The 18789-nt window shown below is 47.4% G+C and carries 9 protein-coding genes; all 9 read left to right on the forward strand.

The annotated features are described in order from the left end of the window. Positions 1-70: 70 nt before the first annotated feature. The 9 genes from AAY47_RS07260 to AAY47_RS07300 all read left to right on the forward strand — a co-directional run bounded on the left by AAY47_RS07260 (position 71) and on the right by AAY47_RS07300 (position 18649). Positions 71-418, forward strand: a complete 348-nt coding sequence (locus tag AAY47_RS07260; RefSeq protein ID WP_047768350.1) for a hypothetical protein — start codon at positions 71-73, stop codon at positions 416-418. A 415-nt stretch (positions 419-833) separates the two neighbouring features. Further along, positions 834-1757, forward strand: a complete 924-nt coding sequence (locus AAY47_RS07265) for an integrase domain-containing protein (protein ID WP_047768352.1) — start codon at positions 834-836, stop codon at positions 1755-1757. Between the two features lie 578 nt (positions 1758-2335). Continuing rightward, positions 2336-3313, forward strand: coding sequence for a TauD/TfdA family dioxygenase (locus AAY47_RS07270; protein WP_047768360.1), 978 nt, complete (start codon positions 2336-2338; stop codon positions 3311-3313). Between the two features lie 76 nt (positions 3314-3389). Then, on the forward strand, positions 3390-3629 hold the full coding sequence (locus AAY47_RS07275; RefSeq protein WP_047768362.1) for a hypothetical protein: 240 nt from the start codon (positions 3390-3392) through the stop codon (positions 3627-3629). A 48-nt stretch (positions 3630-3677) separates the two neighbouring features. Continuing rightward, entirely contained in the window at positions 3678-5018 is a 1341-nt protein-coding gene (locus AAY47_RS07280; protein ID WP_235428313.1) for an ATP-binding cassette domain-containing protein, read from the forward strand. 55 nt (positions 5019-5073) lie between these two features. Then, a complete protein-coding gene (locus tag AAY47_RS07285; protein ID WP_053014224.1) occupies positions 5074-11877 on the forward strand; it encodes a non-ribosomal peptide synthetase in 6804 nt (2267 codons plus the stop codon). Beyond that, entirely contained in the window at positions 11870-16870 is a 5001-nt protein-coding gene (locus AAY47_RS07290) for a non-ribosomal peptide synthetase (RefSeq protein WP_047768366.1), read from the forward strand. Before AAY47_RS07285 ends, AAY47_RS07290 begins: the two co-directional genes overlap by 8 nt. 107 nt (positions 16871-16977) lie before the next feature. Next, positions 16978-17676: a Fe2+-dependent dioxygenase gene (locus AAY47_RS19945; RefSeq protein ID WP_053014225.1), complete on the forward strand. Its 699-nt coding sequence runs from the start codon at positions 16978-16980 to the stop codon at positions 17674-17676. A 79-nt stretch (positions 17677-17755) separates the two neighbouring features. Then, a complete protein-coding gene (locus tag AAY47_RS07300) occupies positions 17756-18649 on the forward strand; it encodes a hypothetical protein (RefSeq protein WP_053014226.1) in 894 nt (297 codons plus the stop codon). Positions 18650-18789: the final 140 nt, after the last annotated feature.

An 18789-nucleotide genomic window follows, 5' to 3' on the forward strand; every position in this document is an offset into this window, starting at 1 on the left:
TAATTTGTCCTGACAATGGATATGGAAAGAATGCTTGCCGAGATCGATACCAATAAGGGTGACGTTTTGCATGATGGACTCTCCAGAAAAAATACTCTATAAAGAGTATGGTTCACAAGGTGGGGAAGACCATCTCATTAACTCCCGTAGCCTGAAAGGGAGAGCAAGTATTGCGGTACATCTGCGCACTTTTGGAAGCAGATATCATTGGACACCTAACCCTCCGTCTGATGATGAAAGTTTCCCGGTGTTACACATCACCGGCTACTCATACAACAGGGCAAAACAGCCCCTGCCTTACGTTAAACGATACCGTTTTCATCGGTACAACATTCATCCACATTTTCAATTCATCACGATAAACGTCACGAAAATGGCGCGGCGTCACTTGTGTTGGCGCGAAGCGATGAGCAAGTGACGTCGCCGGGCGTCAGCGTCCAGAGCGCATTCGGTCTGCCTTTACGGCCGATTTGAACCCTGAATTACTCAGTGAAGCCATTCAGAACAGACCATTAACAGACATTTCATTTGATTGACGAACGAATTCCAGACCTGGTTTTCAACCCACCGCCTTAAAACAGGCTGATGCAGTAAAAAAAGGAGATATGACATACGTCAAGATAATGAGGCGTTCATCCTGAGCTGATCAGGCAATGAACGGGGAGCCTTCCATCGCTGTGCTCAGCACGTCGCGAACTCCTGCAATAACTCAACACAACCTCACTCTGCTACACATTATCTGACGCATCACGGAACGGTGAACCTGAACCGACACGCAGAGACTTGTTAAAAAAATGAATAAAAACAGAGAAAAAGTGACAGGAGAGGCGTGAATGGCGCAGAAATCGGCACGGTCAAAAATTGAGTTGTTCAGGAAAGCATTTATTACCCATGCCCGACAAGCGGGTGGGAGCTTTGCCACGGTTGCCGATCGTGAACGGATTGCCCGGCAGTTTCTTAACTTTCTCAAGGATAAAGGCATTAAGCTCCGGCAGATGGACAGCCTTAAGGTCAAATATATTGAATGCTATATTGCAGAGCGAAAGGCCAACCTTATCAGCCACCGGACTCTGCAAAATGAAATGTCCGTGCTGAGAAGCGTTTTAGCGCAGGCCGGAAAGCATAAGCTGGCTGATCCCGATAATACCCGTTTGAGCAACCGGGCACTCGGTATTGTTGCAATAAACCGAAAAGGAACTAAAACAGCGTTGGCACCGGCGGCGTTCCGTGAAATATTTCAGCAGGTCGAGCAAAAAGATCGGCGCGTGGCGGCGGTGATGCAACTGGCGTATGTTCTGGGGTTGCGCACCAAAGAAGCGGAAGCGGTGGAAGCCTATAAGTCGTTAGCCACCTGGAAAAAAGCCCTGGAAAATGGGCAGACCTCTGTGCGGGTGATATTTGGCACCAAAGGCGGACGGCCGAGGCAGACGACCATATTGGATCGGGCAGCGCTGCAACATGCCATTGCTTATGCCGAGCGAGAGCAGGCAGAGCGGGGTGGAAAACTGATTGATAAACCGACGATCACGCAGGCCATAGACCGTTACCGCTATGTGGTCAGAAGCGCAGGGCTGACGGGCAATAAAGCGCCACACAGTATGCGTTATCATTTTGCTCAGCAGTCCGGTGAATATTACACAGCGCAGGGCTTCAGTGAGCGGGAAGCGCTGGCATTGGCATCAATGGATTTGGGACACGGTGATGGACGTGGGCGCTATATCCGGCAGGTGTATTACCAGAAAGGTGAGGCGGAATAACACTATTTTCCCTGATAAAAGATAATGATCTGGATTAATCGCTACCCTACCTGACCGTCAGCTATGAGCGAAAAGCGGACCTGTAGGGGCATCGGGTCAGGCGAACCAGACTACGTTCAGGGCTTCGAACGATGCAGGGATGCTCCGGTTTTATACATGCCTGATTTATTATGCTGCCCTTTGAGATGCATACAATTCAGTATTTAAAACATTAAGTCACCTTCTGCATCATTCTCCTGCTATTTATCGATTAACTCATTGAATGTAATCGTTTTACTTTGGGATTTCTGGTCGTGAGCAAGTTCCGCCACTCTCAGTTTAAGCGGCATCGGGCTGACTATACCGCTGAATATGCAGGTTCCGGTGGAGAGAGTCGGGATGGACTCCTCTGTCAACCGATCTATATTCTCCGAAAAATTAGCGATTATACACAACCATCAACGGGTTAGATACGTAACCCTTTTTGTGTATAAATATGTTTTTTTTGAATTTTTCATTGATATTATCACTTCTCATGTATAAGGTTCGCCACCGCAAATGGGAAATGGGCTAATTATTCTTTATTGGGAGGAGGAGAGATGCGCTTTATTAACACGAGCCGTTTAGAGCCACAAGGAAATACTCTCGGTCCGATATGCTTGAGATCAGTTCAAGAAAATAGGAGCGTGTTGGATTTTGTCAGTAGTAACGCTAAGGACTTGCAAACATTGCTCTGGGAAGAAGGGGTAATTTTGTTGAGAAATTTTGGTTCATCCAGCGCTGATCATTTCTCGAAGTTGTCCGCAATTTTGTTCGATAGCCCACTTAATTATGTCTACCGTTCAACACCCAGGCGTTTATTGAGTGAGAATGTGTTTACCGCGACAGATTACCCCAATTCTCTTCATATAGATCAGCACTCAGAAAATGCTTACCAACGTGATTGGCCAATGGTTTTAGGCTTTTGCTGTATTACCAGCCCCACGACTGGGGGACAAACGCCCATTGCTGATTTGAGCAAGATAACGCAAAGTCTGGGAGAAGATTTAATCAGCGAATTTGAAGAAAGAAGAGTTCGCTATGTTCGGCATTATCGACCTTTTGTCGATTTGTCATGGCAAACTGTTTTTCAGACAGAAAATCCTGAAGACGTGGGGATATTTTGCAAGGAAAATGATATTGAATATCAATGGCTAGATAGCCAAACATTACGTACCTGGCAGGTATGTCAGGGTGTTGCATCCCATCCGATACATCATGAAAAGCTGTTCTTTAATCAGTGCCATATGTTTCATATTACTGGTGCAGGGGAACAATCGGCTAAGGCGCTTGAGCAAGCTTTTGGGCGTGATAAAGTCCCTCGTCATTCTCTGTTTGGCGATGGTTCTGAAATCCCAATGAAGACGATGAATTTCATTCGAGAAACATTAGCTGCGAATCGTTATTGTTTTGATTGGCAAGTCGGTGACATTCTGTTGTTGGATAATATGCGTTATACCCACGGTAGAACTCCTTACACAGGAGTGCGAAAGATAGCCGTCAGTATGATGCAGCCTTACTCATCTATGATTATCTAATTTAAGATAATTATTTAATATTCTTTCTTTGGGTGAATCATGATGACTCTTTATTATGAAGAGAAGAGTATGCGCTATGCTAAAAAAAAATATTTTTACTAAATACCTACGCCTTGTTTTAATGGCTTCGGGGTTATCTTTAGTCAGCGCGGTAGCTACTTTGTATTTGTTGCATAATATTAATGCTCTTGTCAATAAGAATTATTCTGTCGAAAGCAATAATATATTCATCAATGGGATGCTGGCTATGCTGGTCCTCTTTGCTGCCTCAGGGTTGATGCAGTATTTTATGGCTCGTCTCGGAGCCGGGGGCTGATCTGATTTACGACGGATGCTTTCAGGTCAGGTGCTTTTTTTGAGTTATATGGAGTTTATAAATAAACGAAAGATAATTTTTAACGCGCTGATGGGGGATATTGCAAGAATAGCGCCGCTGTTTATGCTGGGACCTCAATTTATTTACAATGCTATTCTTTTTATTTCTTGCTGTAGTTATCTGGTTTATGTGTCACCATTAATGTTTCTGGTCTTTGCTATCGGATTAGTCCTGCAATTTATAAACTCTTTTTTCACCTTCAAGTGGACTCGCCACTACTCGGAAAAAATGAGAAGCAGCGAAGATGATATTTACAATAGCTTTTCGGCGATTAGTGACGGAAAAAAGGAAATGTTGCTGAACGTCGTAAGAAGAGAATCATTCACAAAGCGAACGCTACTACCCAATATAAATAAAGCTGAGAAATTGACGAACAAAGTCTATTTATATTGGGGAATGAATGGCACATGGGGAATGATTATTTTTTATACTTTTTTGTTTTTGGTTGCCTACTTCGGCATGGATATATTTCATCTGACAGATAAAACAGTAATGAGTTTTGTTGTTGGTTCTTTCTTTATTATTGGTCCTTTTACTTTTCTTATGAACACCGGTTCTCCGGTGATCCTCGGGCTGACAAGTATATATCGTTTGAAAAGTATGAGGTTGTTTAACCAACGTATTGAAGATTTATCCACTCTCGCTGAAAGTCGTCCCTCTTCAGAGTCGCTCGAGAGGTGCAGTTTAAATAATTGGCAGAAAATCAGTCTTGAAAATGTTGTTTATCACTACGTTGATAATAATGAAAAAGAAGTTCGATTAGGGCCTTACCACCTTGAAATAAATCAAGGGGAAATTGTCTTCATTGTTGGCGGTAATGGCAGCGGAAAAACAACGCTCTTACTGTTGCTCACTTCACTGCTGAAACCTGCATCGGGCCATATTACTATTGATGGTGTAGATATCTCAGAACCCACTGAATCCTATAAAGCTTTATTTGCCGGGGTGTTTAATGAGTCCTATCTGTTTGAGCATGTTATTGATGCTCAAGGGCAGGCCGCATCTGAGAGTTTAGTGAATGATATATTAAATAAACTTGGCCTGAGTAATACGATTCACTACCAGAACGGCATGCTTTCTTCACTCGAACTGTCAACCGGGCAACGAAATCGAGTGGCACTATTGCAGTCGTATCTCGATGACCGAAATATTTACTTCTTTGACGAATGGGCTGCTGCTCAAGATCCGGAATTTAAATGTCATTTCTATAAAAAACTACTTCCTGAACTGAAAGCGAAAGGAAAAACGGTTATCGCTATTAGTCATGACGAGCAATATTTTTGTTGCGCCGATCGTTTAATAAAGTTGTGTGATGGTAAAGACGCATAGCCTGTAGTTTTCATTAAATGATGAATATTCACTATTAACATTAACTGGGATGCTAATGTCGATTAAATATGCTTGCCATTCTGAAGATTATGGCGTGCAGTCTTTGTCTGCTGTAATTATTGGTGGAACAACCTTAGCAATATATTGTGCACAACAATGGTTACGTTCCGGGCAGACCCTATCCGCAGTTGTCAGTGTGGATCATGTATTTAGAGAATGGGCTGAAGAACAAGGGATTTATTGCCTGGATGATGTGACCGCATTAGAACAATATTGCCAGGATCATTCTATTGCGCATCTTTTTTCCATCGTGAATCCACATATTCTTTCGCCTGAGCTTATTGAGAAGGTGAAAGTCGCCTGCTTTAACTACCATGATAGCCCCTTGCCTCGTTATGCCGGGCAAAACGCGACTGGCTGGGCATTGCTTAATCAAGAACAGGATTATGCCGTGAGCTGGCATTTACTCGTCGCCGGCGTTGATCGGGGAGACATTGTTGTTCAAATCCCATTGTCCATCACTGCTGATGAAACGGCATGTAGCCTCAACTTGAAATGCTACCAGGCCGCCAGGCAAGGTTTTGATCAGCTACTGGCGTCACTAAAGCAACAGACTCTCGTTGCCCTCCCGCAAGCGGTGGCTGAGCGCAGCTTTTATGCCGGTTACCGCCGGCCGCCGGGTGGTGGGGTAGTGCGTTGGGATAATACGGCCGCCGAGCTTTCAGCATTAATCAGAGCGTTAGATTACGGTGAATATTACGTAGCCTCTTTAGATATCCCTAAAATTTTGCTGGCAGATGGCACCGTATTGCTGGCGACCAAACTCAACGTATTACCCGAACCTAGTGTCCAGACCGCAGGCACGCTACTGGCAATCGGTAAAAACGAACTGACGATTGCGACCGCAGATTTCGATGTGCGTATCAGTGGATTAAAGCCATTAGAAGCTAATCAACTGGCTAGAGCAGAAATTGAGTGTGATTTTTCTCAGTTGCACATTGGGGACATTTTACCTGTCATTACCGATAGCCAGCAGCAGTGCTTAACGGAATGGCATGAAAATGCGGCTCGGCATGATGCTTTCTGGTCTCAGCGCTTGCTCAGTTTTAGCCCATTGGCGCTATCCGCTTACATGGAGAGCACGGAGAGCTCTGGAGCGACGACATCCTGGCTGTATACACCCTGGCAATCCTGGCCGACAGCAGATGGAAAAGATACGCTGTTACTGGCTTTTCTTCTGGTACTGAGCCGGATCACGGATCGGGTCGATTTGCAGCTAGGTTGGTCGAAAGCCACTTCAGCTTCCCCGCTGACTGGAATAATGAGTGAAAGTGTCCCTTTCCATCTGTTGATGGATGAGGAGCGAACCGTCGCTGAAATGCTCACCTCTCTTTCTAAAGAAAAACAGCGAATCAGTACATTACCGGCTTATGCCAAAACCCTGCCTTGGCGTTATCCCGAGCTCCGTTCGTTGCAGCCCGCCCCCACAGGGCAATGCTGGCCGATCTTGATTGCAGAAGGAGAGAGCGAGGCGGTTGCCCAGCAACTCACTTTGCACCGTAAACCTGACGAGAACAGTTTTCGTTTAGGGTATAACCCAGATAGCCTGAGCGGCGTTCAAATAGAGCGTATTTTGAGTTATTTGGACATGCTGGGGAGCCAGTTAAGCCAAGATCTTGCACAGCAACGCTGCGTCGACTTAGTGATGCTGCCACCGAGTGAGCAAGATTATCTTATCAATGGACTGAATCCATCCCTGCACCACCGGCAGTATCAAGGGACTTTGGCCGACAAAATAAGCGACATTGCCCGCGCGGCTCCTGAAACAACCGCCTTGTTTTTCGACAATCTTCAAGTGAGTTACCAGCATTATGATGAGCAGGCTGCACGCTGGGCCAGCCATCTGTCGGCATGTGGGATAAAGTCCGGTGATGTGATTGCTTTTTGTACGAAAAAGAACCCGGCTCTGTTTTTCGGCATGCTGGCGGCCTGGAAATTAGGCGCTATTTATCTTCCTCTCGATCCTGATTATCCCGCAGAGCGTCTGGCGCTTATTTTGCTGGATGCTTCCCCAACTCTGGTATTGGTTGATGAGAATGGAGAGAAGGTCTTGTCGGGCGTACTGCCAACAGGGCTAATGATGCAGCGCCTTGATACTCAACAACCGGGTAAATCCGCCGCCGATGTTCTGATAAGCAGTGACCTGGAACGGTTGCAACAAACGGCGTATATCATCTACACCTCAGGCTCGACTGGCATACCGAAAGGCGTGCGGGTATCCCACGCTAACTTGTGCAGCTTGATAGATGAACAGGGTTCATTACTTCAGGTAAATAGCCAGAGCCGGGTACTACAATTTGCATCTTTGAGCTTTGATGCCAGCATTTGGGAAATGGCAATGGCGTTCGGCTATGGTGGTGCGTTGTACTGCCCTACAGCGCACCAGCGTTTGGACGAGCGCGCTTTACTGGCGTTCTTCGACACGCACCAGATCACGCACGCAACGCTTCCCCCAGCTTTGCTCAATCAGAGCAAAGAGTTATGTCAGGGCCTGAAGGGCGTCGTCTTGACGCTGGCGGGTGAGGCTCCGGGCATTGAGTTATTCCATCAGTTAAGCCAACGTAACACCGTCATTAATGGTTATGGTCCGACGGAAGGAACCGTCTGTAATGCGGCGTGGCGCTGCCCTGAAAATTATACCGGGGATATTGCCCCCATTGGGCGAGCACTCGGCAACAGCAAACTCTATTTGTTAGACGTCCAGCAACGCCTTGTTCCTTTTGGCAGTATTGGCGAACTTTACATTGGTGGAGAAGCTGTCGCACAGGGATACCTTAATCGCAGTGAACTGAATGCAGAAAGATTTATACCAAACCCTTTTCAGCCTGATTCAGTGCAGCGTCTGTATCGTACGGGGGATCTGGTACGTTATCTGCCTGATGGGGAGCTGTTGTTTGTTGGACGACAGGATCATCAAGTTAAAATTAATGGATTCCGTATTGAAACGGGTGATATTGAAGCCGTTATCAAGCAGCAGGGGATCTCCGAATGCACGGTGATCGTCCGTGATAGCCAGCATCACACTAAGCGCTTAGTCGCTTATCTGGTGGCTGATAACGCCGAGTACGACATTAACGCCCTACGCCAGGCACTAGAGAAAGTGCTGCCCGCCTTTATGATACCTGCCGCATTTGTCATCCTGGGCAGCCTACCACTGACAGTAAATGGCAAGATCGATCGTAAGGCCTTGCCTGAACCCAACCATCAAGCATTCTCCAGGGAGTTGTATGAAGCTCCTCAGGGCGAGCGTGAACACGTCATTGCCACACTGTGGGCAGAATTTTTACAGGTTAAACAGCCTGGCCGGTGGGATAACTTTTTTGCGCTAGGCGGTGATTCATTATTGGCCATGAAATTGATTGGTCGCCTAAGAGAGTTGGGATGGCAGGCGGGTGTTGAGCAATTGTTCCAGTCTCCACAGTTGCATAGGTTTGCCTCTAGCTTGCAGCTTGCTCAGCAGGTCACAGATTCTGCATCGATGATCCCGGAAAACACTTCGCGTATCACGCCTGAAATGTTGCCTTTGCTGCAGATCAATCAGCAGTCTATTGATGCAATTTGCGCCCAATTTGGCGCTGATGTCAGCAATATTCAGGATATTTATCCACTCTCACCGTTACAAGAAGGACTCTATTTTCACCACGTGATGGCTGAGCGCGGCGATCCTTATCTGTTAGTCACTATTATGGCATTCCCTGAACGAGAGACGTTGCAACGGTATCTGGCTGCTCTACAACAAGTGATTGAACGGCATGATATTTTGCGTACGGCGTTTATTCATGGACCAGAAATAGCTCATCCTGTTCAGGTTGTCATGCGTCGTCTCTCGCTCCCTGTCACCTGGCTGGAACTCGACAGCCATGAAGGGGATGTTTACGCCCAACTGCGTGAACGCTATGACCCGCGTCATACGTCGTTACCACTGGACAAAGCGCCTTTACTGCAAGTTGTCGCGGTAGAAGATCGGCCAAATGAGCGCTGGCTGCTGTTACACCAACTTCATCATCTGGTGGGTGACCATAGTACGCTGGAGATTATTTATCGCGAGTTAAATAGCTTAATGGTTCAGCCGGACATTACCCTTCAGTCCGCTCTGGCGTTTCGTACCTTGATTGAGCGAACTCGCCAGAATGAAAGTCTGCTACGCCAGCGTGAGTTTTTCTCTAAGCAGTTGGGTGATATTACGGAGCCTTGCCTGCCTTATGCTCTCAACCCGTTGATGACCCAAGGGGAGAGCATCGAAGAGTTAAAACAGATCATTACGCCTGATTTGAACAATCGCCTACGTCAACAGGCAAGGCAAAGGAAGGTGAGCCTGGCGAGTATTTTTCATCTGGCATGGGCTCGAGTGCTCTCAGTAATTAGCGGCCAATCGCAAGTGGTATTTGGCAGCGTATTTTTTGGTCGAGCCTACAGTGAAGGTAATAGTCAGGCGCTCGGCATGTACATTAATACGTTGCCAGCGCGTGTTGACGTTGATGCGCGCGCTGTTGATGCCGCACTACAACAGATGCATCAGCAGCTAGCTGAGTTGTTGGCTTACGAGCAAGCGTCGCTGATTACGGCTCAACAGGCCAGTGGAATAGCGCCGCCTGCCGCGTTATTTGGCGCATTACTCAACTATCGGCATAACTCCAGCACAGCAATTTATACGCAACCGCTGGTAGATTTCCCTGAAGTCTCCTTGATTGATTTCAATGAAACCACCAGTTATCCACTGGTCCTTTCAGTTGAAGACTATGGCGATCAAACGGGACTCACGTTACAGGCTGTTGCCTCACTGAGTGCTGAACAAATACTGGCGTATACCCAGCTAACATTAACCTCGCTGGTGGAGGCGTTGGAACAAGCACCGCAAACGCCTCTGCAACAACTCCCTGTTTTACCTGCTACCGCGCTTCACGCCCTGACTGAACAACGCAACCTGCCGCTGTGGGTCGCGCCTGTCGAGCTGTGTGTGCATCAGCAATTTGAGCAGCAGGCCGCGCTGTATCCGCAGGCGATAGCGCTGACTTATGGCGACCAGTCGCTCAGCTACGGGCAGCTAAACCGGCGTGCCAACCAACTGGCCCATGCACTGATCCAACAAGGCGTACACGCCGACAGCCCCGTCGCGCTCTGTGCCGTTCCCGGGCTGGAGATGATGGTGGGGTTGCTGGCTATTCTCAAGTCCGGTGCCGCCTATCTGCCGATTGACCCGGCTTATGCGGTAGCGCGTATTCGCCTGATTCTGGATGATGCTCAGCCCGCTCTGGTGCTGTGTGACGCGACCGGTGAGCGCACCCTGCAACAGCAGGGGTATCAGGCGCCGTGGTTGCTGCACGACCCAGCGGTGTATGACCTGCAGCCACAGGATAACCCTCAGGGCCGGGCGGCTCCGCAGCATCTGGCCTACATAATCTACACCTCAGGCTCCACGGGGACGCCGAAAGGGGTGATGATTGAGCATCGTCAGGTTAGCCGTCTGTTCAGCGCCGTACAGCCCTGGTTTGGTTTCAGTCAACAGGATGTCTGGTGCCTGTTCCATTCGTTCGCCTTCGACTTCTCGGTATGGGAAATCTGGGGGGCCCTACTGCATGGGGGCCGCCTGGTGCTGGTGCCGACAGAGCAGACGCGTGATGCCGCGGCCTTCTATCAGTTGCTCAGCCGTGAGGGCATCACTGTCCTGAACCAGACCCCCAGCGCTTTCCGCTCACTGATAGCGGAGCAACGGCAGCGCCCGTTAGCGCTGGCGCTGCGTTATGTCATCTTTGGTGGTGAGGCGCTTGATACGGCGCTGCTGTCCGGGTGGTATGAGTCGACAGGCGAGTCGCAGCCCCAGCTGGTCAATATGTACGGGATAACAGAAACCACGGTGCATGTGACTTACCGGCCTTTGAGCCGTGAGGACAGCCAGATAAGCCAAAGCCCGGTCGGGCAGCGTATTCCTGATTTAAAACTGTATCTGCTGGATGCGCAGCAACAACCGGTGCCGGACGGAGTCGTGGGTGAGTTGTATGTTGCGGGCGCAGGGCTGGCGCGCGGGTATCTGAATCGCCCGGAACTGACCGCTGAACGTTTTCTGGCGGATCCGTTCAGCCCAACAAGCGGCGAGCGGATGTACCGCACCGGGGATCTGGCCCGCTATCGGGAAGACGGTGAACTGGAGTTTATTGGCCGTAATGACCAGCAGGTGAAATTACGTGGTTTCCGTATTGAGCTGGGCGAGATAACCGCGGCTCTGGAGCAGCACCCGGCGGTGGCGCAGGGTATTGTGTTGCTGCGGGCGGCACAGGGAGATGAAGCCAGTCTGGTGGCCTATGTGGTGGCTGAGAAGGGCGAGACTGAAGCGTCGTCTCTGACCGGTGAATTGCGGCAGGCGTTATTACGCCAGCTGCCGGATTACATGGTGCCTTCGGCTTTTGTACTGCTGGATAAACTGCCGTTAACGGTCCACGGCAAGTTAGACAAACAGGCGTTGCCGGTTCCGCAGGCAACGTCTTTCGCGCGTGAAAGCTATGTTGCGCCGGAAGGCGAGGTTGAAGAGCAGATGGCGGCGCTCTGGTCGGCGCTACTGGGCATCGGACAGGTGGGTCGCCATGACGACTTCTTTGCTCTGGGAGGGCACTCTTTACGGGCGATACGCCTGATCAATCTCGTGCAACAGCACTTTGCTGTACACATCGAGCTGTCCCGCTTATTCAGGCATAGCACGCTAACCGATTTTTCCCGCCAGGTGCTACTTGCGGTGCTGACGAATGAACTCAATTCAGATGAGTTGAATGAGCTTATATCGACGAGAGGTGAGAATAATGAGTAATCTAGATATTGATAAGCTGAGCATTGAAGAGCTTGAGCAGCTACGAGCGCGAGCAAAAAGCAAAGGCCTCAAACAGAACATCAATAAAAAAGATCGGCTGACTAAAGTTAACAGAACAGGTGAACTCCCCGTTTCGTTTGCACAAAAAAGCCAATGGTTTGTTGATCAAGCACCTGATATTGGCAGCGGTTCTAATATTATTCTGGCTTCGCGTATTAACGGTGACCTGAATAGTAAGGTCTGGCAACGTTCTCTAGATCAGATCCTGGCACGACATGAAAGCCTACGCACCGTGTTTATTCAGCGCAAAGGTCAATTGCAGGCTCAGGCATTGGATGTGGGAACCTCTATGCCCATGCAGTTTTTCGATCTGAGTGAACGGACGGATGCACAGCAAGCGCTGTCTGAGATTATTGCTGATAATGAGCTGCAAGCTTTTCACCTTGACCAGGGCCCATTAATTCGCTGCCACCTTATCCGCATGGACAAGCATCAGCACGTCTTCTTACTCACGGTGCACCACATTATTTGTGATGGTTGGTCACTGAGTATTTTTACACAAGAATTAAATGCGCTGTATCAAGGTTATTTGGCAAATAGTGGTGAAACACCCCCTGATTTAGCAGTGCAATACGCCGATTTTGCGCAGTGGCAAAACGAGATGCTGCAAGGGGATCTCGTGGTGAAACAGCAAAAATTCTGGGCGGACTACTTAGACGATATTCCGGTTTTGCTGTCATTGCCTTGGGATCGCCCTAGACCAAAACTACAGGACTTTCATGCCGGTTATGTCAGCTTTACCCTGGATAGCGAGCTGGCAGCAGGACTACGGGCATATTGCCAGCAACAAGGGTGCACGTTGTTCATGCTGTTCATTGCCGCATGGGGCGCACTTTTGTCGAGACTATCCGGCCAGTCGAGCGTGGTTATTGGTACCCCAACCGCAGGGCGCGTACGGCCAGAACTTGAGCCACTGATCGGCTTGTTTATGAATATGTTGGCGATTCGTATCGATGCACCTACGGGGATAACGGCGCAAAGTCTGCTGAAAGAAGCTCGAGACAATATTCTACATGCTTACGATCATCAGGACTTGCCATTTGAAAAAGTGGTTGAGGCCATCGGGGTGGAGCGTAGTCTGGGTCACCTCCCACTCTATCAGACTATTTTTAGCTTACGAACAAATAGTGATGGTGATAGCAAACTGGCACTCCCTGGGTTAACCATTGAAAACTTATCGGTAAGTAAAAGCTATCTGAAAGCGGACATCGAGCTGCATTGTACCGATAGCAGTTCCGGGATAACGGGGGTGATAAGCTATGCCCTCTCCCTATTTGATGAAGCGACGATTGAACGCTATCAATCGTATTTTATTGAGCTACTACGCGGCATTATTTCGCGCCCGGAACAATTACTTTCTGAAATTACGCTGATATCAGAAAAAGAACGCAATTGGCTGCTATATGAGATCAATGAGACCTCTCAACCCTTTGATCGAAATTGCTTCTTATCGCAGCGCTTTGAGGAAATTGCGGCGACATACCCAGACGCTTTAGCCCTGGTGTATGGCAATCTTCGCTTCAGTTATCGCGAGCTAAATGGCGCTGCAAATCAGCTAGCCCATGCGCTGATACGCCATGGTGTCGGCCCTGAAGCGCGAGTCGCGCTCTGTATTGAGCATAATGCGGCGGTTGTCGTTGGGCTTTTGGGAATATTAAAAGCAGGAGGGGTTTATGTCCCTATGGATGCGTCTTATCCCTCTGAGCGTTTAAAAAGCATTCTGGAAAATGTTGAGCCCTATCTTGTGTTGGCAGATGCCGCAGGTAAACAGGCACTTAATGCTGAGCTGCTGGCGGAAAACAAGGTGTGGACACTGGATTTAACGAACTGGGCATTCGGGAGTGAGAGCCGAGATAATCCACAGCTAGATACGCTGCATCCAGAGAATTTAGCCTATATCATCTACACCTCCGGTTCGACTGGCAAACCTAAAGGGGTAATGATTGAGCATCGCAGTTTAACCAACTTCTTCATGCAACATGAGCTGCGGTATGGTGCAAACGTTGAGCACCGAATTTTGCAATTCGCCTCTTTTAGTTTTGATGCGAGCATTGTTGAGTTAACGCTCGGGCTGACACAGGGGGCTGCGCTTTATCTACTGACGCCAGAACAACGTGTTTTCAGCGATATCTTTGTCGACTTTCTCCTAGAAAATAAAATAACGCATCTATTTTTAGTGCCCTCTGTCGTGCTGGCTATCATCAAAAACTCAAGGTTTATTCAGGTTATTAAGGGCGTCACTATTTCCTTGGTGGGTGAAGAGGCTCCAGCATATTTGATACGGCAATTGGCAGAACATAATCGGGTTATCAATGAGTACGGGCCGACGGAATGTACTGTATTGGCGAGTAGCTGGTTATATCACTCAGAGGCTATCGAAGGACTGGTCAGCTTAGGCAACCCGCTGGTCAATAGCCAACTGTACGTGCTTGGTCAGCATAGGCAGCCTGTACCACGTGGTGTGATTGGCGAAATATATATCGGTGGAGAAGTTGTCGCACGAGGATATTTTAAGCGCGAAGACTTAAATCAAATAGCATTTTTGCCCGATCCTTTTATCAAATCTCAGGCGGATAAGCAGATTTATCGCACCGGCGATCTTGGTTATCACTTGAATAATGGCGAGATAGTCTATTGCGGCAGAAATGATAACCAAGTGAAAATCCGCGGGTTCCGCATAGAACTGGGGGAAATTGAGAGTCAACTACGTCAATATCCGCAGGTTTCACGATGCGTCATTATTGCGGCGGAACCAAAAGGGAAAGAGAAACATTTATTGGCCTATTTTACAACCAATGAGCAAGAAGAAAGGATTTCAAGTCAGCTCTTACGCGACTATCTTTCCGAAAGATTACCCGCTTATATGATACCTACCGCCTTTGTGCAGCTGGATGTTTTACCAACAAACAGTAACGGCAAACTCGATCGCAAAGCGTTGCCGTTGCCAAGTCAGGGAGACTATGCCCGTGAAATTTACGAGGCGCCTAAAGGGCCTGCTGAAATCACGCTGATGAAACTCTGGCAGAAGTTGTTAGGAATAGAAAAAATCAGCCGTTATGACAACTTTTATGCGCTGGGCGGTAACTCATTGCTGGTAACACAGTTGAGTTATGAGGCGAGGCAAGCGGGTATCGATTTATCGGTGTTAAAGATTATCCGTAGCCCGATACTGCATAAGATGGCTCAGGATGATCTAGCAAGCGCATTCTCTGTTGATGAGGCATTACCAGCACGGAAAACCGGCTATAAGCCGCCGATATTCTTCTTCCCCGCTGGCACCGGGAATATTGAATATTTTTATGAGTTAGCTGCGACTATCGATCCTGACTATCCGATATATGGATTGCCCTGGCTACCTGAGCATGCTGAGCAGGAGCCGACTCTGGAAGCGATGAGCCACCGTTTCCTAAAGATGATTAAGCAAATCCAGCCAGAAGGCCCTTATCATTTTATTGGTTATTGCTCAGGTTCTGTTGTCATTCACGCGTTGGCGAAACAGCTGATAGGACAGAATGAAAAAGTGGGATATATCGGGCTTATCGATGCGCTCTGGATTAAAGCGCATGGCTATGGATTGAACGAAAAACGTTATTTATTTAGCCAAATAGAGTCCCAAGCCGAACGTATAGAGTTAGATATTGAGCGCTATGATGAATTACGTTCACTTGAAGAAAAACTATCAGTAGAAGAATTGATGCGGTTAGGGAAACAATGGAAATTGATTCCCGAAGAGGTTGACCTTGAGAGACATCGAAAAATCTTACACCAGCAGGTCAATTATGCTCGTATGGTCGATGATTACTACGCCGAACCACTGGATATAGATGTTTATCAATTTAATGCGATCGAAGATATTACCGAGAGACTGGTAGAAATAGACTGCAAATCCAAATCAATATTTTCTGATAAGTCGTGGAAAAAGCGAATGGGAAAATACTTAGGATGGGAGCAGGCTTTTTCTCGCAGTCGTATTCATATCCATAAAGTGCCGGGCGATCATCAGTCGATAGTCACTAATCAGGAAAATCGGCAGGTACTAGGTGACATGATTTCGCAAACGCTTGGTGATAGCGGCTTACAGGGAAAAAGCAAAACCGAATTCGATCCTTTGATTCCTTTTGTCACTTATTCTGACAGTGTGGTGCCTTTAATCTGTCTGCCGGGCGCAGGGAACAGTATCACCAGCTTGAGGCACTTTATTAGCGCACTGGAGCCTGGTCGTTCCGTGTATGGCCTGCAACCTCGCGGCATTGAGCTTTCTATGCCACCTCATTCATCATTTCAAACTGCCGCAGCTGACAACCTGAAGGCAATCGCGCGTATTACGGAAAGTGGGCCCATTCATTTAGTGGGGCATTCTCATGGTGGTTTAGTGGCGTTGGAAATGGCTCACCAATTAAACCTTCAGGGGCGTAAAGTCGCCTCCATTACCTTGATTGACAGCCAAACACCTCGCTTACTGGATGATGCCTGGAAACTCACGAATCAACAGGCCATGGATGATTTTGTTGAGGCAATATTCAACACGTTGAATATTCGACCTAAAAACATCTTCTGGCAGATTCAACATGGTGATGTTCTGACGGTATTAGCTTCCCTGCACCAATTGCTCGAAGCACATGGGCAAGTGCCAAAGAATAGCACGGTGGACCTTTTGACCGGCACTTTCCATACCTATCTCGCGGCTCGCCGTTGGACTTATACCTCACCACCGGTATACCCACAAAACCTGCATATCGTCTTAGCTAGCGAGACTTCACCACGTGTCTTGAAAACAGATAAAAAGCCAGTCGATCTCGGTTTGGCCTGGCAGAAAGAAATTGAGGATATTCAGTTGGATAGAATAAATGGCAATCATTACAGTATGTTATCTGAAATTAATGGGCCTGAATTGGCACGCTGGTGGCAGAAAAACGTAGCAAAGAAGGAGTGAGCATGCTGATGAGTTTCATCATGTGACTTGATAGGCAGACGAGCTAAATAGCTTAGGCAAACGCAATCCATATAACGAATTGGTAATTTTTAAATAAGAGTTTAATCATGTTTTTTATTATCGAAAATATTTTAATGCCTGAAGAGATTTTTGAAGCCCAACGGTTATTAAACGCAGCGAATTTTTTGGATGGGCGTGCGACAGCGGATGTTGGATATAGTGTGAAAAACAATTTGGAAATGAAGGTGGATAAGGATTATTTGTCCGTTGTAAATTTAGTGAGCACAGCGTTAGAAAATTCGACTGAAGTGAATATGCGCGTTGTTCCCAGAGCAAGAACCAACCCTATTGTGAATCGTTACGACGAAGGAATGTATTATCACAATCATGTTGATCTTCCTATTCAAGGAGGGAGTACCCAGATGGGGAAAGCCCCTGGTCGTTATGGGCAAAACTTTCTTCGCACGGATTACTCAATGACACTTTTTCTCAGCCACCCCGAAAGTTATGAAGGCGGGGAGTTGGCTTTGGAGATCGCCGATGAGCTAAAACTGATCAAACTGCCTGCGGGGAGTGCCGTTTTTTACTCGACAGGGGTTTATCATGCGGTGCAACCCGTACTTTCTGGTTCACGTGTTGCAGCCGTATGCTGGTTCCAGTCAATGTTCCAAAACGCTCAGGTCCGCAATCTGCATTGGCAACAATACTGCTTAGAGAGAGAACTTCAGCAACAAGGGGCTCACGATCTTGCGGATCAAGCCTCCGCAGTCCGTAATAATCTAATACGGTATTTGGCCGTGATTTGATAATGATTTTTGACCGCTTCTTGTGAAGGGGTTTGGTGCTTAATGCTTTTTATTTAACAAACGTTATCAAGGGATTTGGATGATGAAACAAAACACTTTTATCGATATGAGAGACGAAAACGAAAAGATAGCAGATAACTTTTCTTATATAGAGGTGGATAGAAAAGATATTGATGGGGATATTATATCCGACCTTATTCTTAATGGGGAGCGCAATGGCAGTGTGCTCTATGTGATACGCAACGCTTTTACACCTGATGTTGCTCAATCATTAGTTGATTCATTTGATGCAAAACTAGACGAAACTCAAGGCGGGAACCGACCTTATGATGGTTATGTGAACGCCGCTCAAATTGGTGCGACGCAATTTTTGTTAAAAGGCGAAGAGTATGTAAAAGGTGTAACTGAAAACAACTTAAATCTTGTTCCTGTTGTGAATTCGTTGCGGGATGAGGAAGTTGAGTCTATTTTTTTGACCAGCTTTTTGGAGCAGGTTTTCATTCAGAAAGGAATCCACTTTGGTCCTGCCAGATTAAAGGGAGGGTATGGTTCTTTTATTTCTTTACGCCGCTGGTTGGATAATGGGGAGATGTCTCTTTGGCCGCACGACGATTATGTTCAGCTGTCTACCGCCATGCAAGATAATTTTGAGATTGCTAAAACGCGCCGGGACGTTGTGTCGTTTAATGCTTGCGTGGAAGCGGCTAAAGGCGGAGGCATGTTAAAGGTTTGGAATTATAAACCGAATGAAACTACTCGACGTCGACTTGGTGTAGAGGGAAAAGGCTACCCTTATCCTCTGGAGCTGCTTGAAAATATCGAGGCATTAGAAGTCAAGCTTAACCAGGGAGATGTGTATTTTTTAAATGCGAGCTACTTGCATGGCGTGACTAGCGTCTCCGAAGGAAGAAGATTTAGTGCAGGTAGATTTATTGGCCATATTGGTGACCATAAAATTGTGTATTGGACTTAATAAGAACTGTGGGCTATGCCATTAAATTGATGAGTTCTGAAATAGGTTAATACTTTTCAGACTAAACGCCCCATGAAATTTATCGGGCGTTTAGTCTTTGCCATGTAGTGAAGGGGGTTGAGGGGGCTTTGTTGAATAAA

The organism is Xenorhabdus griffiniae, assembly GCF_001028135.1.
GTDB classification, from domain to species: Bacteria; Pseudomonadota; Gammaproteobacteria; order Enterobacterales; family Enterobacteriaceae; genus Xenorhabdus; species Xenorhabdus bakwenae.

Coding starts and splice junctions, on each gene's coding strand:
- AAY47_RS07285 (WP_053014224.1), top strand. CDS start 5,074: ATGTCGATTAAATATGCTTGCCATTCTGAAGATTATGGCGTGCAGTCT.
- AAY47_RS19945 (WP_053014225.1), top strand. CDS start 16,978: ATGTTTTTTATTATCGAAAATATTTTAATGCCTGAAGAGATTTTTGAA.
- AAY47_RS07275 (WP_047768362.1), top strand. CDS start 3,390: ATGCTAAAAAAAAATATTTTTACTAAATACCTACGCCTTGTTTTAATG.
- AAY47_RS07270 (WP_047768360.1), top strand. CDS start 2,336: ATGCGCTTTATTAACACGAGCCGTTTAGAGCCACAAGGAAATACTCTC.
- AAY47_RS07300 (WP_053014226.1), top strand. CDS start 17,756: ATGATGAAACAAAACACTTTTATCGATATGAGAGACGAAAACGAAAAG.
- AAY47_RS07260 (WP_047768350.1), top strand. CDS start 71: ATGATGGACTCTCCAGAAAAAATACTCTATAAAGAGTATGGTTCACAA.
- AAY47_RS07265 (WP_047768352.1), top strand. CDS start 834: ATGGCGCAGAAATCGGCACGGTCAAAAATTGAGTTGTTCAGGAAAGCA.
- AAY47_RS07290 (WP_047768366.1), top strand. CDS start 11,870: ATGAGTAATCTAGATATTGATAAGCTGAGCATTGAAGAGCTTGAGCAG.
- AAY47_RS07280 (WP_235428313.1), top strand. CDS start 3,678: ATGGAGTTTATAAATAAACGAAAGATAATTTTTAACGCGCTGATGGGG.